Here is a 16,649-nt window from a genome sequence, read left to right on the forward strand (position 1 = left end):
TGCAAAACCTCGAAAGGCCAGGGGTTCGGCACCTGCTGCTACCGCAACGTTCGATGTGTTGGTATTGGCCACAATGAGCGCAGGTAAAACGTCGTTCATCAACGCGCTGATTGGCCAGGAACTCCTGTACACCGCCAATGAAGCCACCACTGCCTGCGTGACCCGTGTCGAGCATCGCCAGGGCACTCGTCGATTCAGTGGTGCCTGTTATTGCTACAACGACACCGAGTTGGCCTCCCAGCATTCCCCGTCAGTAGCCTTGCTACAGGACTGGAACGCCAATGCCGAGGTCAAGCGCATCACCTTGGCCGGAACCTTCAAAGTGCTGCCGCGCCCAGCGCCCGGCCTGGTACTTCACGACACGCCAGGGCCTAACAACAGCCAGGATGAAAACCACGCCAGACTGATGCTGGAGGCTATCCGCACGGTATCGTTCAAGGCGCTTTGCTATGTGCTCAACGCCAGCCAACTGGGGACTCGTGACGACCGGTTGCTACTCGAACAGCTGCGCGAAGAACTCGCCGCCAAGCCTGCCCAGCCTATTTATTTCATCCTAAATAAAGTGGATTTGCTCGATCCGGAGAAGGGCGAAAGCATTCAAGGCTATGTGCACAACGCCCAGCGCTATTTGCGCGATATCGGTTTTGAGCAGCCGATCATCATTCCGACAATGGCCAGTGCAGCGCTGTACGCGCGCAAGGCCCTGAGTGCCGAAACACTGACGCGCGCGCAACGTTCCAAGTTGCGCCAGGTACTCGATGACCTGGACGTGAACAAGCGCGATTTGCTCAATGCCACCGTCGCGCCAGACCTGGTCAAGCGCCGGATCCTCACATCACTCAACAACCTGGAACGCAGACAGCGAACCAAGGCACTCGATACCCGTGCCTACGATAAAAACCAATTGCACCAGTTGGTCACCATCAGTGGGCTCAAAACCGTTGAAGCCCTTATCCATCATCAACGCCGATTAGATGAGCAACCATGAATACTATTGAAATCATCCATAACCCATTCATCGTCGAGACTCAGTTCCTGATCAGTGGCCAACCGCCGGCCGAAGGCTGCAAACTGTCGAGCTACAAAGAATCGCGGCTGCAAGTGTGGATCGAGAAGCTGTTTGATGAGTTGAGTCAGTTGTTCAATGGTGACAATCGCTTTGACGTTACTTTTACGGGAGTTGAGTCGGATTACCTCGACGTTGCTGAGGCGGCGAAAGTAGCGACGGGCAGCGGCATGCAGGTCGCATTGCGTTGGATTGAAAGCGTCCCGACAGAAACTCGCCTGGAAAAAATTCGTGACCTGATGAATGAGGCACGACAGCACCCGCAGTTCGAGCATTTTATTACTGGGAATGATGATGTTCGCAAATACTTTGAAGAGGCTTTCAACAGGGATTTCGATGTATATGTGGTTGCTACTATGTCGTCGGGTAAGTCGACACTGATCAACGCTATGCTCGGGCGCGACTTACTGCCGGCGGCAAACGAAGCCACCACGGCGACCATTGCGAAAATTACAGACAACACCTCTATGGGTAGCAAGTTTTCAGCCAAGCGCATACTCAAGAACGAGCAAGTTTCTGATAGCAGCGATGATGCGACGCTTGACATGATTAAAGTCTGGAATAATCAAACCGATACCGTACGAATCGATCTGGAAGGCAATATTCTGGCTATCCAGGAGCGTGAGAGTGTACGTTTGGTGTTGACCGATACGCCGGGGCCTAACAATAGCCAGGATCAGGGTCATGAACAGACCACAATGGGCTTCATCCAGGATTCAAAGCGTAATCCGTTAATTCTTTATGTTTTGAACGCCGGTCAATTGCGCACCAATGATGACAAGCGCTTGCTGCGCCTGGTAGCCGACGCTATGAGCAAGGGCGGGAAGCAGAGTAAGGATCGCTTCATTTTTGTCATCAATAAAGTGGATGACTATGACCCGGAGACCGAAGATCTGCCTGGCATGATGAATCGTGTCAGCGACTATTTGGTGGAGAACGGTATTCCATCCCCTCAGGTTTATCCAATTTCCGCCGAACTTACCCGGTTGATTCGGAAGCCACAGGACTTGCACACCAGCAAGGAGCGCAGCCGATTCAAGGGCATGGCTGATTTTTTCAGCGAGTCGCCGTGCATGGACCTTTTGCAATACATGCCGATTACTTCTCGTGTGAAGCGAGCATTGGATGCCAAGAACATTACCCCCTTGCTAAAAAGTAGTGGGCTGCCAGCCGTTGAAGCGATGATTGATGAGTACATCGATAAGTACAATTTTCCGCACCGTCTTAAACGTGCTTATGACGCCATGTCCAAAGCTATCGAGGTTGGCCTCAACGAAGCCGGATTGATCGAGCAAATGGATCAGGATGAGCGGCTGCTTGGCCATCTCAATGAAGAAATCCAAGCGCTGGAGTACCGGCAGGCTAAGGGGTTCGACACCCTTGCCTATAAAGAAAGAATTGCAGACGACGGTAAAATCTTACCTGCTGACGTTGAGCAGGAACTGGTCACGCTTGAACGTATTCCTGACAACCTTGTTCAGAGAGTGGCATCACGCCTCAGCGGCACTGTTGAGGTGCGCGCAGGGGAAACGCGAATTAAAGAGGCCGAAACGGATCTGCAATTTTTGTATAAACAGCTGATCAACGCATATGAAGCACTGTTCAACACCAGTCAAGAGTCAATCCGTCAGGACTTGTACAAAGAGTACCAACGATACGTCGTTGAGCTGTTCGAGGATAGCCAGCATCTGCAACTGCCCATCCTGGAAGGCATTCGCAAAACGGTGGGCGATATTTCGTTCAATCTGTCGATGACAAATGACGACATCACCAAACGGCGAGTTGTCATCGGTACGCGTAAAGAAAGCAATAGTACCTGGTACAACCCTTTTTCTTGGTTTGATACCAAAACCGTGAATGTGTATCGCCACGAGGATGCGGTTAATTTAGGTGACTTTTGGAACGACCGCTCGGTGGCTGTCGGGTTAGAGTTCTCACATCTGGTCGATAATGCCCGGCTCGAGATAGAAAAAGGTAAAGATACGCTGATCAATCAATTTGTCGCGTTCATGAGCAGCGAGTTTGATGGGAAATTCAAACAGCTTATGAGTTCTCTGAAAGAAAAAACGGTGAATCGTGATGCCCGATTGCTAGCAGTTGAAGAGGCAAAAGTGCTCCAAGCTTGGATTAACGATTTCAAGTCGAAACTCGATAAAACCCTAGCCGTTTAATCCAGGAGTTCTCATGACAGCTATCACTTCAAATATTTCTAGTGCGCGTGATGAATTTCTTGCTGCACTCAAAGATACCCAGGTGAGTTCCGGCCAGCTCTTGGATATGGTATTGGAGTTGGCTAGGATTTCCGATGTTTTGGAACCCTTCCTTCCAAATGAACACTACGCCATTAACGGGCGTCAGCCTTACTGGTCTAGCGACTATTTCAACAAGCAAAAAGTATTTGCGCGACAGAATTTCTCCAAGGAGCGTCTTGAACACCTTATAGAAGTGCGCGAATTTCTTCGTCAGCGCGGTGATAAAGGTTTTGCACCTATCATGAGGTCACATCAGTCCGTCGCGCCTCAGAACCCTCAATCGCAATCTGATTATCAACCTACAAACAACCTCAAAAAATTCGTCGCACAGGGTGATTTGCTAACTATTCGCACTGCACTGCGCATAGAGTTCAACGACAATCGGCTGGACGATCATCAGTTGTACGCAGCCGTAAAATGGATGAAAGAGCAGGTCACGGATATCTTTGAAAGTTATTCAGAAAAGGCCTTTGCCCGTGGGATTGAATCGGACAGCAGTCAGTGGACGTCTGAATACTTCGGCAATCAGGTCGTCTATCTCAAAACCAATTTTTCCGAGGAGCGCTTCTTGCACTTGATTGAAGTCCGACAATTGCTGCGTGAGCGTGGCGAGGAGAATTTTGCTCCCGCTGACAGCACTGAACCCAAGGCTACATCACGTGCACGGTCGGCATCGCAATCTCCGCAACGGCCGAGGTCAGGTTCGCAACAGTCTACGGCTTCCGCTCACTCCGAACTAAACCCAGCTTTTAAAGCAGCACTGCTGATCGGCGGCGCCATTGCGGCCGTGGTGGTGTTCCTTATTGCACTGGTACGGTGACCTGATGACCTCTCCAATACTGACCCGCACTGCCGTGCAGGATATCCGTGAAAACGCCGGTCTGACCCTTGAAGCTGGGCGTGCGCTGATCAATCGCAGCTACCTGTCGGAGCTGGAGCAGTATCCGGTCCATGCCTTTGCCGAGAAGGGGCTGCGGTTCAATGCTGCCAGTGACGTGCGGATTTTTCGCATTGAGCGCATCGTCCAGGACAACAAACAATCGGTACTCGAGAGCACCACGGCCGCTTACACCGCACTGGGTGCTGCGGGTTACTCGGTTTTCCTGATACTGCGCTCCGACGGTATCGAAACCGACCTCTACATCGGTACCCGGGGTGAGCCCGGTAAAACCCTAGGGCACAGTTCTGGCGAGCTGCTGCGGGAGACCTTCAAGGGGCACTTCTCGGGCAGTTCATTAGTGCCGCTGCCGCAACAGCATGCCGATGCCTTGCTGGGTGCTTTGCAGGCCGAAAAGGCCAACCCTTCGGCAAGTATCACGGCGGTCACGGGTGTGCCTGCGTTGTCGACGGAGAACCGCGAACACTTCATGCAAGGGCTCGAGCGCTTTATCGATGCGGCTGAGCGCCGGGTGTATCACGCGATCATTCTTGCCGAGCCGGTTTCGTCGCAGAACCTTGACCTGATCCGCGCCGGATACGAGCAGGTCGCCACGCAACTTTCGCCATTGCTCAAACAGCAATTGTCGTTCGGCGAACAAGACAGCGATTCCGTGGGGCTGAGCATCAGCCAGGGCTTGAGTGACTCCCTTGGACACAGCCTTGGGCTGACCGAAACCAAGGGCACGTCGACGACGCTGGGCACATCGACCACCGACACAACCGGTACCAGCGAGTCGTTCAGTGCACAGACCCTGACCTCCAAAACGGTCGCTATCGGTGCCAATGTGCTGGGTATGGTGGGTGGTGCGACATTGGGGCCATTCGGCGCGATGCTCGGTAGCCAGATCGGCTCGGCCGCTGCTGCGCTACTCAACGAACAACGCACCACCGGTACCAGCCAGTCGACGTCTACCGGCCGCAATGAAAGCCACGGCACGTCCTTCAGTGAGGCCGCGTCGAAGACCACCTCGACCACACACACCACCAGCACCACCGACACTCATTCGTTGAACAAAACCCTGGGCTCTAATCGGCAGATTTCGATTGAGACCGTGGACAAGACCATCGAGCAGTTGCTCAGCAAAATCGATCATCACCTCGAGCGTATCGACGAAGCCAAGACATACGGCGGCTGGAACTCGGCGGCGTATTTCATCGGTGACAGCACTGCGTCGTCCGAATCGTTGGCGAGTATCTTTCTTGGGCTGGTACGCGGCAGCAAGTCCAGCCATGAAGACTTCGCCCTGACCACCTGGAAATCTGCCAACAAGTCCGCTGTGCTGGACTGGCTCAGCGCGTTCAGCCATCCGCAATTGAAGCCGGGGTTTTCGAAAAAGATCCCGATCAGTTACCTCACGCCCGCCACGCTGGTGTCTGGTAAGGAGATGGCGATCCAATTGAGCCTGCCCCGACGCTCCACCTCCACGGTGGCCGTGCTGGAAACCCAGGCGTTCGGCCGCAAGGTGCAGCGCCTGGATGGTCACAGCAGTGAGCCAGGCAAGGGCAAGACACTGACCTTGGGCAACATCCGCCACTTGTGGGAAAACCTGCCGCAAAAGATCGAGTTGAGCCTCGATCAATTGGCCAGCCATGTGTTTGTCAGTGGTTCGACCGGTGCCGGTAAAAGCAACACGCTGTACGAAATCCTCAGCCAAATCAGCGCCGCCGGCGTGCCATTCCTGGTGATTGAGCCGGCCAAGGGCGAGTACAAACACGTCTTCGGTCATCGCGATGACGTCAATGTATTCGGTACGCATCCGGCCCACAGTGAATTGTTGCGCATCAACCCGTTCCGCTTCCCGTTGGCCATTCATGTGCTGGAGCACGTTGATCGGCTCGTGGAAATCTTCAACGTCTGCTGGCCGATGTATGCCGCAATGCCTGCCGTACTCAAAGAGGCAATCCTGCAGGCGTATCAGCAATGTGGTTGGGACTTGGACGCGTCGACCAACCGTTACAGCGATGCATTGTTTCCGACGTTCAGTGACCTGCTCAGTACCCTGCAAAGCGTGATCGAGGCCTCCGCGTACTCCCAGGAGCTCAAAGGTAACTACATCGGTTCGCTGTCCACGCGGATCAAATCCCTGACCAATGGCTTGAATGGGCAGATTTTTACCGCTAACGAAATCGACAGCGCAGTGCTGTTTGATCAGAGCGCAATCGTGGACCTGAGCCGCATCGGCTCGTCCGAGACCAAGGCCCTGATCATGGGGATCCTGGTGATGCGCCTGAGTGAGCACCGAATGGCCGGTGGTGGCATGAACCAGCCGCTGCGCCACGTCACGGTCCTTGAGGAAGCGCACAACATCCTCAAGCGCAGCCCGTCCGAAGGCGGTGCTGAAGGGGCAAATGTGGTCGGCAAGTCAGTGGAGATGCTGACCAATGCCATCGCCGAAATGCGCACCTATGGTGAAGGTTTCATCATTGCCGACCAGTCGCCCCATGCGGTGGATATCGCCGCGATTCGCAACACCAACACCAAAATAATCATGCGCCTGCCGGATGAAATGGACCGTCGTTTAATCGGCAAGTCGGTGGCGTTGCGTGATGACCAGCTTGAAGAAATCGCCAAGTTACCCAAAGGCGTCGCCATCGTTTATCAAAATGACTGGCTGGAGCCGGTGTTGTGTCAGGTGAAGAAATTCGCCGGGCATGAAACCCCTTATGTGTATACCGCCAATGACAAGCGCGCCGTGCGTAGCCAGGATTTCAACCTGCAGGTACTCAACCTGCTGCTGAGCAACCGTATCCGCACGCCAGTCGCCTTGGATTTAGCGTTGCTGGAAAATGGCTTGTGTGAATTGCCGTTGCTGGCTCGCAGCAAAATCGCGCTGTTCGAGACGCTCAATGCCCACAAAGAAGAGAAGCCGTCGGCGCTGTGCAAGCCCGAGGCATTTGCCTACGCCGCACAATTGGTGGTCGATGTGCTCGGTTGTCGGCACCAGGTTCAGCAGATCATTCAAACGGCGACCGATTACGGGCAACTCAGCAATCAACTGGACCAGCTACTCCACGAGCGAGCGACAGCCTTGAGCACTGAGCTGGCCCTGGCGACCCAGCAATGCTTGATGAAGGATTACAGCCTCCAGCACGAGAGCCATATCGATATTTATTCTGCATGGCGTGCGCGCCTCGAAACAGGGAGTGTTCTGTGAACTTTGAAAATTTCTTTGCTGAAAAAACCGAGGTTCCGTCCAACCTGGCGTTACTGGCGCGTGAAATGCCCGAGCGCTGCCTGATCGTTGTCGAGCTTGATCGGCCTATCGTGCTCACCCAGGAAACCCGCCTGGAGCTACCGCAAATGTCGCCGCAAACCCGTGAGCGGCTTGAGCAGTTGGGCGTTCCAAAAGAGGTTCTGGATGCTATCGGCAGTGAAGCCGAAGCGAAAATCTATGAAGGCGCCAATCTTGAACCGGCCGAAGTCAACGGCAAGCCTGCATTGATTCGTACCGACATCGATTACGATCAAAAAGATGCGATGGGTACCACCAACCTGGACCGGATGAAGTCGGGCAGGGCTCCGCTGGATGCCAACGGAAAGCCGATCGAGTTACATCACATCGGCCAGAAACCAGACTCGCCATTGGCAGAATTGACCAGCGCTGAGCACCGTGGCAACGGAAACGACAACGTGCTGCATAACAAACAGAAGGAGTCCGAGATCAATCGCGAAGACTTCGACAAAGAGCGAAAAGACTACTGGAAGGCGCGAGCCGAACAGATTGAGAATCAGCGCTGAGGGCGAATCTTATGAAAGAACTTAAAAAACTCGTTGATCGTCATCAGGCCGACACCCGGCCAGTAGACACCGCCAGCATCCAGAACCTTGAGCGGAAACTGGGGTTCACACTGTCTGACGAATACAAGCACTACCTGTCGACTTTTGGCGTCATTGTCTTTGACGCCTATGAAACGTATGGCCTGGGTGTACCTGACGACTATTACCTGAATGTCTTTGCCGCATTCTCGGACCTGAGTCGTGACCCGAACTACCCGAAAAATACGGTGCCACTGCTGGAGATCGGTGACGGGCAGTACTATTTGTACGACAACCAGGCACGCAAAGCTCTGGTTTGGGCTACACCGAATGGCGGTATTGTGCGTGTCTTGGAAGACGGGCTGGAGGCCTTCATCATTCAGCACGTCTTCGCAGGCTAGTTGAAAGTATCCTTTAGATAGTCGGTACTGGTGTTGCCTGCTCAAGCTGTTCTGCAATGCATGCCAGTTCCTGCTTGGAGGCACAGCGCCTACCGTCCTGGGCGAGCCGATTGACTAGCGCCTCCAAGGCATCTGGATTGTCGATCAAAGATTCAACCTGCTCTAAAGGTGTCATTTCGTGAGAGTTACGTTGCCATGCAAGCGCGGGGGCCAGTTCCAGCAACCGCCTTACAGCATGCAAATTGGCGATCCAGCTTGCAGTGTGTAACGGTGACTGTCCGTCATTAGTGAGATGATCCAAGCGGCACGGATGATCAAGTAGGGCATCCACGCAACTGTCCACTCGGGATTTGATCGCTGAGTGAAGGGCGGTCATACCATGCCAGTCCTGAATTTCCGGATCAGCACCAGCCTGCAGCATGATCCTGATCAGCAGCATCAATACCTCTCCGCCATTACCCAGAAAAAGCCTCGTAGCTGAATAAGCTACGGGGCTTTTTTGCTTTGGACGGCATCAAAGTCCTACATACGTATCCACACCGCTTTGTAAGAATCGCTCGCCAAGGTTGAAGGCGGTATGAGCGAGTGCCTGGTGCTTTCCAATAAGCGAAGGAACACATCCACCCCTTCTACCGTTGATCAATAGCGTGAACCGAGCCCAGCACCAGGTGTTTGCCGGTCTTTGCTGAGACGTCATTGTTTTTTGGGAGATGGGTATGTTGATTTACCGAGAAACGCTCAACGAGGCACTCGCCCTTCGTGAGCGTCCTGGCGCGGTGGGCTTGGTGCTGAGCTTGGAGGGCGCGCGTTATTACGTATTCATCAGTCGCCAGTCTCGTGATCAGGTAGCCAACAGTGCCGTGGGGAATAGGTTGAAGTTGAATGCGCAGTTGCTGAACCGGACGCTGACCCCCAGCGAACACCAGGCTAAGTTCGCGTCATTGCTTCCGATTGCACGAAGCCTGGCAGTGCAGCGCGAGGTGGAAGTCGAGGGGCGCCACGCCGAAGAGTTGATGATCGAGCGCTTTAATGAGTGCATACAGAATTTCGTCGCATTGCGTGGCCGGCCACCGGCGAAGGCAGAGGTATTTTTGTCTCATTGCCCTTGCCAGTCAAAGGATCCAGGCGCGAGCCCGGCACGTATGCTCGCGGGTACTTTTTACCCGAGTACCTGCAAGGCCAAGCTGATGAAGTTTTGTACATCCGGAGCGCGATCGCTGATCTCTTGGAGGGTCTACTACCAGTTTGATATTGGTGTGTCGAAACTCGACATTAATGAGCGGTGCAATAACCTCGTCATGTGCAAGCAGCCTGCGTTTATCAACGCTTAGAGATGGGTTCAACTGACCGTTTCCTGAGGTGCTGGAAATCTTCTCCAGCACTTTCCCCAATATCCCTCAAGTCCTGCCCCGGCAGGCCGAAACGCTCTCATACGACATCGTATCCCCAATAAGAGAGCGCCCCTAAATGTCCCTTCGCAGCCTGTCCATCGCCCGCCGTGCGGGTTTGGGTTTTGCCTTGATTGCTTTGCTCGTGGCCCTGCTGGGCTTTTTTGCGTTGTCGAACATGGCAAGCATCCGCGCCAGTGCGGTGCAGGTGGAAAGCGGGCTGGTGCCGAAGATGCGGCTGGTGGCTGACATTCGCGAAATCATGCTGCGCATTCGTACGATTTCTTTGCGCATGGCGCTGGACCCCAACCCCACGAGCCTCCCGCAGTACCGCAGCCAGATGGACACCCGCAGCCAGGACCTGACCAAGAAACTGGCTGACCTCGACGCGGTGATCGACACGCCCGAGGTGCGCGCCCTGTACGACCAGTTCCAGGGTTCGCTACGCCAGTACCAGCAGGGGTTGGCCCAGTCGTTTGTGCTGGCCGACAAGCAGCAGGGCGCCGAACTCAATAAGTTGCTGCTGGTGGACATGAAAACCGTGGTCGATGGCTCCGGCGCGCAGCTCAACGCATTGGCCGACTACTACAACGCCCAGATCAACCAGCAGGGCCAGGCAGCGCAGGCGCAGTACAGTCGCTCGCGCACGATGGTGTTCGGTTTCGTCATCCTGGCCGGCCTCAGCACGGTGGCCCTGGCCTGGCTGCTGACGCGCAGCATCGTCGGCCCGTTGGGCCAGGCGATGCGCGCTGCAGAAAACGTTGCGCGGGGCGACCTGACCCAAACCGTGCAGGTCAGTGGTGACGACGAGGTGACCCGTTTGCTCGTAGCCCTGCACTCCATGCAAGGCAGCCTGCGCAGTACCTTGCAACTGATCCGCCAATCGGCGGCTCAAATGGCGGCCTCCGCCACCGACCTCAACGGCATTACCGAGCAGAGCAGTCGCAGCCTGCAACAACAGACGGCTGAGATTGAACAGGCGGCGACGGCCGTCAACGAGATGACCTCGGCCGCGGAAGAAGTGGCGCGCAATGCGGTTTCCACCTCTGAGTCCACGCGCCTTTCCAATGAGACGGCGCGTGAAGGCCAGCACCGCGTCGGTGAAACGGTCAGCGCGATCCAGGCCCTGAGCAGCAATATCGGCGAGACCTCGACCCTGGTGCAGAGCCTGGCCGAGCAATCGCGGGATATCGGCAAGGTGCTCGACGTGATTCGCTCCATCGCCGAGCAAACCAACCTGCTGGCACTCAATGCCGCCATCGAGGCGGCGCGTGCGGGGGAGTCCGGCCGTGGTTTTGCGGTGGTGGCAGATGAAGTGCGTGCGCTGGCCCATCGCACCCAGCAATCGACGTTGGAAATCGACCAGATGGTCACCGCCATGCGCACCGGTTCCAATGAGGCCTTGACGTCAATGCAGTCCAGCACCCAGCGTGCCACCGACACCTTGACCCTGGCAGAAGGCGCGGGCGGCGCCTTGAGTCAGATCACTGACTCCATCGACCAGATCCATCAGCGCAACCTGGTGATTGCCAGTGCCGCTGAGGAGCAAGCTCAAGTGGCCAAGGAAGTCGACCGCAACATCGTCAATATTCGTGACCTGTCGGCGCAATCCTCGTCCGGCGCCGGGCAGATCAATGGCTCAAGCCAGGAGTTGGCACGCTTGGCGGTTGCGCTCAACGACGCGGTCGCACGGTTCCAGTTGTAGTGAGCTCAGGGCGAAGGCGTGAGTTCCAATACCCGGTTTCTTCCGCCTTCGGCCAGTAGATACGTCCCTCGTCCCGTCGGCACAATCGACTGCGGCGCCTTGAGGAACGACAGGATGGTCTGCTGGCGCCCCTGTTTATCAATCAGCAACAACCGCGCCCGATGGGTCGCGTCCTCGTTGATCCACAGCCCGCGCTCATCGCACATCAAGAACGTCGGCTGGTTCAGTTTGCTCAAGACCACCGGGTCGCTGCCGTCTGCGGTCAGCTCGCGCACGACGCCTTTTTGTTTCTCCGTGTAGAGCATGCGCCCATCGGTGCAGCGTACGATGGCCTCGCCTTCCTGCACGTGGTCGCGCAGTACGCTCAGGGACTGGTCGCTCCAGCGATAGCGCAGCAGGCGCCCGTAGGGCTTGCGGTCCTCGATGGCGTAGAGGTCATCGCCGTCATCCCACAGCCCTTGCACGCTTTCGCCTTTGAACAGTTCGGTGACGACGCCATCCTTGAAGAAACTGACGGGCTCGCCGCTGGACTCCTGGCTGAACACCCAGCCGCCACGGGTGGCAAACATGCCGTCGGGTTTGGACAGGTTGGCCACCACCACCTCACGTGTGCCGTCGGGGTGGATGCGCACGATGCTGCCCTTGGCGCGATCGAGCTCCTGGCTGACCATCAGCGAGCCGTCCGTCGCGGGCATCAGCGAGGCGGCCTTGGGCACATCGCGGTGCAGCACCTGGACACTCCAGCCGTTCGCCGCGCTCACGGGGTAGAAGCTTTGCCAGGCGAAGAAGCCGCCAGCAGCAAGACAGGGCAGGCCCACCAGCCATGCGCCTAATCGCAGTAGCCGGTGGCTTTTTTTGTTATTGAATGCCTTGGTCATTGAAAACTCATTCGATAGGGTTCGGCGTGCAGCCTACGCAGGTGCGTGTTTTTTTCAATGTACTTGGGCCATGCGTCAGCGCATTCGTAAGATAATGCCCGTCAAATCGACCACACTGGCGACTCCCGTGATCATCAACTTCGACCTCAACGACCTCCAAGCCTTCCGCGCCGTGGTAGACAAGGGCAGTTTTCGCGGCGCCGCCGAGGCTATCCGTATCTCGCAACCGGCCCTCAGCCGGCGCATCGAAAAGCTTGAATCCGCCCTTGATGTAAAGCTGTTCGAACGCACCACGCGGCGGGTCAGCCTGACGATGGTGGGCCGCGCGTTCCTGCCGCAGGTGGAGCGCATGCTCGACGATCTGGACATCGCACTGATGGGCATCAGCAACGTCGCGTCCACACGCATGGGCAATGTCACCATCGCCTGCGTGCCCTCGACCGCGTACTACTTCATGCCGCACGTGATCTCCGAATTCCACAAGCTGTATCCGAAAATTCGCCTGCGGGTGCTGGACGCCAGTGCTGGCGAGGTGTGCCAGGCGGTGGAAAGTGGCGAGGCGGATTTTGGCGTGAGTTTCAGCGGCAGCCTGGCCGATGAAGTGGAGTTCGAATTGCTGTTGCAGGAGCGCTACGTGCTGGCCTGTCGGCGTGATCACCCGCTGGCCGGGCGTGACAGCGTGACGTGGGCCGAAGCCTACGAACATGACTACATCACCGTGGACAAGACCTCCGGCAACCGCTTCCTGCTGGACCAGGCCTTGCGCGGCGTGCGAGTGAAGAAACCGAGTATCTGCGAGACGCACCACGTGACCACCATGATCGGGCTGGTGGAGGCGGGGCTGGGCGTGGCGATGGTGCCATCGATTGCGATGCCGGCGTGCGAACATCCGATTCTGGTCAGTGTGCCGCTGGTGGAGCCGCAGGTGATGCGCAATGTGGGCTTGATCAAGCGCCGCGGGCGCACATTGCCACCGGCGGCGCTGGAGTTGGAGCGGTTGGTGCGGGAGATGCCGTTTCGGTCAGCGTGACACCGAATCCAGGCCGGTGGATTGCACCACCGGTTGCGCCTCGGGCGACGCCAGGTACTTCAGCAGCGCCTTGGCCTGCGCCGGGTGTTCGGCGTTCACCGGAATACCGGCCGCAAAGCGCGTCACTGATTGCACGTCTTCGGGGATTTTTCCTACAAAAGTCACGCCCGCTACTGGTAACAATTCCGCTACCTGTTGCAGACCTACTTCGTAGTCACCCTTGGCAACCTGTTCAGCCACCGGTTGGCGTTCGATCATCGTGCCCTTGGCCGGCATGCCGAGCTTCTTGAACAGCTCTTTCTCGACATACACACCGCTGGCGCTGTCCGAATAGGCCACCGATTTGGCCTTGCTCAGCACGGCCTTCAATTCTGCGTCGGTGCCGATTGCGGGCTTCGCTGCACCGGCCTTCACCACCAGGCCGATGCGTGAATCCGCCAGCTCCACCCGAGACGCCGGGTCGACCTTGCCCTGTTTGATCAAGTCATCCAGGGCGTAGCCGACCATGATCACCACGTCGGCGTGTTCGCCCCGGGCCAGGCGGTTGGGAATCGCTTCCGGCGCCTTGCCCATGGACGGGCCGAGAATAGTGTCGAGGGTGTCACCGCTGTGCTGGGCATACTGCGGGCCGAGCAGCTTATAGGCGGCGGTGAAGCCGCCCGAGGTCATCACCTTGAGTTCCTCAGCCTGGGCCGTCAGCGCCAGCGCGCCGAGGGCCAGGGCCGCCAGGGTCTTGAGCAGCGGCTGCATCATACGGCCCCCTGCATCACCTGCCCGCGAGTGTTGGCGCGGCGATACAACGCCAGGGTCGAACACAGCGCGCACAGTGCGGCAAACATCATCCAGTAGGCCGGCGAGGCCTTGTCTTCGGTGATATGGATAAACCAAGTGGAAATCGCCGGGGTAAAGCCACCGAAGATCGCCGTCGCCAAGCTATAGGCCAGGGAGAACCCCGCCACGCGCACTTCCACCGGCATGATTTCGGTCAGCGCCGGGATCATCGCGCCGTTGTACATGCCATAGAGGAAGGAGAACCACAGCAGGGTTTCCAACATATGGCCGAAGCTCGGCGCATTTACCACGTAGGACAGTGCTGGATAGGCGGTGAGAACGGTCAGCGCCGTCATGGCGATCAGTACCGGCTTGCGGCCGAAGCGGTCGCTCAAGGTGCCGCCGATCGGCAGCCAGACAAAGTTCGACACCGCCACCAACAAGGTCACCAGCAGCGCGTCGGAGGTGCTCAATTGCAGCACGGTCTTGCCGAAGGTCGGCGCGTACACGGTGATCAAGTAAAACGCGGTGGTGGTCATGGCCACCATCAGCATGCCGCCGATCACGACGGTCCAGTTCTTCACCAGGGTTGCCAGCACTTCACGCATGGTCGGACGATGCTTGCGGTTGGCGAACTCTTCGGTTTCCTGCAAGTTGCGCCGCAGCACAAAGATAAACGGAATGATCACGCAACCGACGGCGAACGGAATGCGCCAGCCCCAGTCGGCAACCACTGCCGGCTCCATCCACACGTTCAGGCCATAACCCAGCGCAGCGGCGACCACGATGGAGATCTGTTGGCTGCCCGACTGCCAGCTGGTGTAGAAGCCCTTGCGGCCTGGGGTGGCCATCTCGGACAAGTACACCGACACGCCGCCCAGTTCTGCACCGGCCGAGAAGCCTTGCAGCAAGCGGCCAAGCAGCACCAGCAGCGGTGCCCACAGGCCAATGGTGTGATAACCCGGCACCAGCACGATCAGCAGGGTGCCGCTGGCCATGATCGACAGCGTTACGATCAGCCCTTTGCGGCGACCCACGTCGTCGATATAGGCACCGAGAATGATTGCGCCAAGAGGACGCATCAGGAAGCCCGCGCCGAACACCGCGAAGGTCATCATTAATGACGCAAACTCATTAGCGGCGGGGAAGAACGCGGCAGCGATGTAGGTGGCGTAGAAACCGAACAGAAAGAAGTCGAACTGTTCGAGGAAGTTGCCCGAAGTAACGCGCAATACCGCGCCAACTTTCGAACTGGCAGAGTCGGGCCGGGAAGAGCTAGTCATGGTTTGTGTCTCCAGCGTTCTTTTTAAAGTGCTTGTTTCGCTTAAGACTGAGGATAGTGGCTGACACATTTAGAAATGATAAGTGAAAGATTTGGATTTATTAATGCGTTCAAGTTATCAATCGAAAACGCTGACGCGTTTTGTGTGGCTGTAACCGTGGCGAGGGAGCATTGCGTAATGCGCATAGACGCCGCACGTCGCGCTTCCTACACTGCCAGCTGTCTTGGGGAAGGGGCAGGCGCCAATGAATCGCAATGAATTACGCAAGGCCGACATCAATCTGATGGTGGTCTTCGAAGCACTGATGCTTGAGCGCAATGTGACGCGGGTGGCCGAGAAGCTGTTTCTGGGCCAGCCAACCATCAGCTCGGCCCTCAACCGTTTGCGTACCTTGTTCAACGACCCGCTGTTCATTCGCGTCGGCCACCGTATGGAGCCCACCGCGCGCGCCGAGGAAATCATCCAGCATTTGTCGCCAGCCCTGGATTCGCTGTCATCGGCCTTGAGCCTGACCCACGATTTCGACCCGTCCATCAGCACCATGACCTTTCGCATCGGCCTGTCCGATGACGTCGAATTCGGCCTGTTGCCGCCGCTGTTGCGTGCGTTGCGCCAGGAAGCGCCGCAGGTGGTGTTCGTGGTGCAGCATGTGGATTACTGGCGCATCCCCGACCTGCTCGCGTCCGGCGACATTACCGTCGGCATCACCCAGACCCGTGGCCTGCCGGCGAATGCCAAGCGCAAGTTGCTGCGCCATATCCGCCCGCGACTGCTGCGCGCCGATGCCTCGGACACGCCGCTGACCCTCGATGAATATTGCGCGCGGCCCCATGTGCTGGTGTCCCACACGGCCAACGTGTCGGGGTTTGCCGATGAGTGGCTGGCCGAGATTGGCCGCAAGCGCCACGTGGTGTTGTCGGTGCCGCAATACAGCGCGTTGCCCGCCTTGCTGGCCGGCACCGACCTGATCGCCAGCCTGCCGGACTACACCGCCGAAGCTATGGCGGTATCGGGCAACCTGTTCTGTGAGCCGTTTCCGTTTGAAACGCCGACGTTGGATTTGTCCATGGTCTGGCTCAGCCATGTGGACACCGACCCGGCCGAACGTTGGGTGCGTTCGCGGTTGGAGGCGTTCATGAGCGATAGAGGCTTGGGCGCCAAGGCCTGACGCTATATATT

14 protein-coding genes are annotated in these 16,649 nt (G+C 57.0%); 10 read left to right on the top strand and 4 right to left on the bottom strand.

Translation table 11 applies throughout. The annotated features are described in order from the left end of the window. The first annotated feature begins 55 nt into the window (after window positions 1-55). Genes PspS35_RS07775 through PspS35_RS07800 form a run of 6 tightly spaced genes read left to right on the top strand, consistent with a single transcriptional unit; the run spans window position 56 to window position 8,415 of the window. Complete coding sequence (locus tag PspS35_RS07775) at window positions 56-988, top strand: dynamin family protein (RefSeq protein ID WP_202982135.1); 933 nt, start codon at window positions 56-58, stop codon at window positions 986-988. Next, window positions 985-3,237, top strand: coding sequence for a dynamin family protein (locus PspS35_RS07780; RefSeq protein WP_159933430.1), 2,253 nt, complete (start codon window positions 985-987; stop codon window positions 3,235-3,237). The genes PspS35_RS07775 and PspS35_RS07780 overlap by 4 nt, the downstream gene beginning before the upstream one ends. A 13-nt stretch (window positions 3,238-3,250) precedes the next feature. Then, window positions 3,251-4,138: a hypothetical protein gene (locus tag PspS35_RS07785; protein WP_159933431.1), complete on the top strand. Its 888-nt coding sequence runs from the start codon at window positions 3,251-3,253 to the stop codon at window positions 4,136-4,138. 4 nt (window positions 4,139-4,142) lie between these two features. Beyond that, the gene (locus tag PspS35_RS07790; protein ID WP_159933432.1) at window positions 4,143-7,412 is read left to right on the top strand and encodes an ATP-binding protein; all 3,270 of its coding nucleotides are present in this window, start codon (window positions 4,143-4,145) and stop codon (window positions 7,410-7,412) included. Next, window positions 7,409-7,996: an HNH/ENDO VII family nuclease gene (locus PspS35_RS07795; protein ID WP_159933433.1), complete on the top strand. Its 588-nt coding sequence runs from the start codon at window positions 7,409-7,411 to the stop codon at window positions 7,994-7,996. The genes PspS35_RS07790 and PspS35_RS07795 overlap by 4 nt, the downstream gene beginning before the upstream one ends. An 11-nt stretch (window positions 7,997-8,007) precedes the next feature. Further along, window positions 8,008-8,415, top strand: coding sequence for an SMI1/KNR4 family protein (locus tag PspS35_RS07800; protein WP_159933434.1), 408 nt, complete (start codon window positions 8,008-8,010; stop codon window positions 8,413-8,415). A 13-nt stretch (window positions 8,416-8,428) separates the two neighbouring features. On the opposite strand, the gene PspS35_RS07805 is transcribed toward PspS35_RS07800, so the two are convergent. Then, window positions 8,429-8,854: an ankyrin repeat domain-containing protein gene (locus PspS35_RS07805; protein ID WP_159938001.1), complete on the bottom strand. Its 426-nt coding sequence runs from the start codon at window positions 8,852-8,854 to the stop codon at window positions 8,429-8,431. A gap of 277 nt (window positions 8,855-9,131) precedes the next feature. On the opposite strand from PspS35_RS07805, the gene PspS35_RS07810 reads away from it, so the two are divergent. Both PspS35_RS07810 and PspS35_RS07815 read left to right on the top strand, forming a co-directional pair. Then, window positions 9,132-9,746: a hypothetical protein gene (locus PspS35_RS07810; RefSeq protein ID WP_159933435.1), complete on the top strand. Its 615-nt coding sequence runs from the start codon at window positions 9,132-9,134 to the stop codon at window positions 9,744-9,746. 136 nt (window positions 9,747-9,882) lie between these two features. After that, a complete protein-coding gene (locus PspS35_RS07815; RefSeq protein ID WP_159933436.1) occupies window positions 9,883-11,508 on the top strand; it encodes a methyl-accepting chemotaxis protein in 1,626 nt (541 codons plus the stop codon). A gap of 5 nt (window positions 11,509-11,513) precedes the next feature. On the opposite strand, the gene PspS35_RS07820 is transcribed toward PspS35_RS07815, so the two are convergent. Continuing rightward, window positions 11,514-12,320 (bottom strand): hypothetical protein, encoded by an 807-nt coding sequence (locus PspS35_RS07820; RefSeq protein WP_159938002.1) that lies wholly within the window; start codon window positions 12,318-12,320, stop codon window positions 11,514-11,516. Window positions 12,321-12,513: 193 nt separating this feature from the next. Here PspS35_RS07820 and PspS35_RS07825 point away from each other — a divergent pair, with 193 nt between their 5' ends. After that, a complete protein-coding gene (locus PspS35_RS07825; protein WP_159938004.1) occupies window positions 12,514-13,416 on the top strand; it encodes a LysR family transcriptional regulator in 903 nt (300 codons plus the stop codon). Here PspS35_RS07825 and PspS35_RS07830 read toward each other — a convergent pair. Beyond that, window positions 13,408-14,166 carry a substrate-binding domain-containing protein gene (locus tag PspS35_RS07830; RefSeq protein ID WP_159938003.1) on the bottom strand — a complete coding sequence of 253 codons (759 nt, stop codon included), beginning with the start codon at window positions 14,164-14,166 and terminating at the stop codon, window positions 13,408-13,410. The genes PspS35_RS07825 and PspS35_RS07830 overlap by 9 nt on opposite strands. Continuing rightward, a complete protein-coding gene (locus PspS35_RS07835; RefSeq protein ID WP_159933437.1) occupies window positions 14,166-15,470 on the bottom strand; it encodes an MFS transporter in 1,305 nt (434 codons plus the stop codon). Before PspS35_RS07835 ends, PspS35_RS07830 begins: the two co-directional genes overlap by 1 nt. Before the next feature lie 244 nt (window positions 15,471-15,714). Here PspS35_RS07835 and PspS35_RS07840 point away from each other — a divergent pair, with 244 nt between their 5' ends. Next, window positions 15,715-16,638, top strand: coding sequence for a LysR substrate-binding domain-containing protein (locus PspS35_RS07840; protein WP_159933438.1), 924 nt, complete (start codon window positions 15,715-15,717; stop codon window positions 16,636-16,638). The last annotated feature ends 11 nt before the right edge of the window (window positions 16,639-16,649 follow it).

The organism is Pseudomonas sp. S35, assembly GCF_009866765.1.
GTDB lineage: Bacteria > Pseudomonadota > Gammaproteobacteria > Pseudomonadales > Pseudomonadaceae > Aquipseudomonas.

Bases quoted from the DNA above. Each gene is read 5' to 3' on its own strand.
- PspS35_RS07780 (WP_159933430.1), top strand. From the start codon at position 985: ATGAATACTATTGAAATCATCCATAACCCATTCATCGTCGAGACTCAG.
- PspS35_RS07785 (WP_159933431.1), top strand. From the start codon at position 3,251: ATGACAGCTATCACTTCAAATATTTCTAGTGCGCGTGATGAATTTCTT.
- PspS35_RS07790 (WP_159933432.1), top strand. From the start codon at position 4,143: ATGACCTCTCCAATACTGACCCGCACTGCCGTGCAGGATATCCGTGAA.
- PspS35_RS07800 (WP_159933434.1), top strand. From the start codon at position 8,008: ATGAAAGAACTTAAAAAACTCGTTGATCGTCATCAGGCCGACACCCGG.
- PspS35_RS07805 (WP_159938001.1), bottom strand. From the start codon at position 8,854: ATGCTGCTGATCAGGATCATGCTGCAGGCTGGTGCTGATCCGGAAATT.
- PspS35_RS07810 (WP_159933435.1), top strand. From the start codon at position 9,132: ATGTTGATTTACCGAGAAACGCTCAACGAGGCACTCGCCCTTCGTGAG.
- PspS35_RS07815 (WP_159933436.1), top strand. From the start codon at position 9,883: ATGTCCCTTCGCAGCCTGTCCATCGCCCGCCGTGCGGGTTTGGGTTTT.
- PspS35_RS07830 (WP_159938003.1), bottom strand. From the start codon at position 14,166: ATGCAGCCGCTGCTCAAGACCCTGGCGGCCCTGGCCCTCGGCGCGCTG.
- PspS35_RS07835 (WP_159933437.1), bottom strand. From the start codon at position 15,470: ATGACTAGCTCTTCCCGGCCCGACTCTGCCAGTTCGAAAGTTGGCGCG.
- PspS35_RS07840 (WP_159933438.1), top strand. From the start codon at position 15,715: ATGAATCGCAATGAATTACGCAAGGCCGACATCAATCTGATGGTGGTC.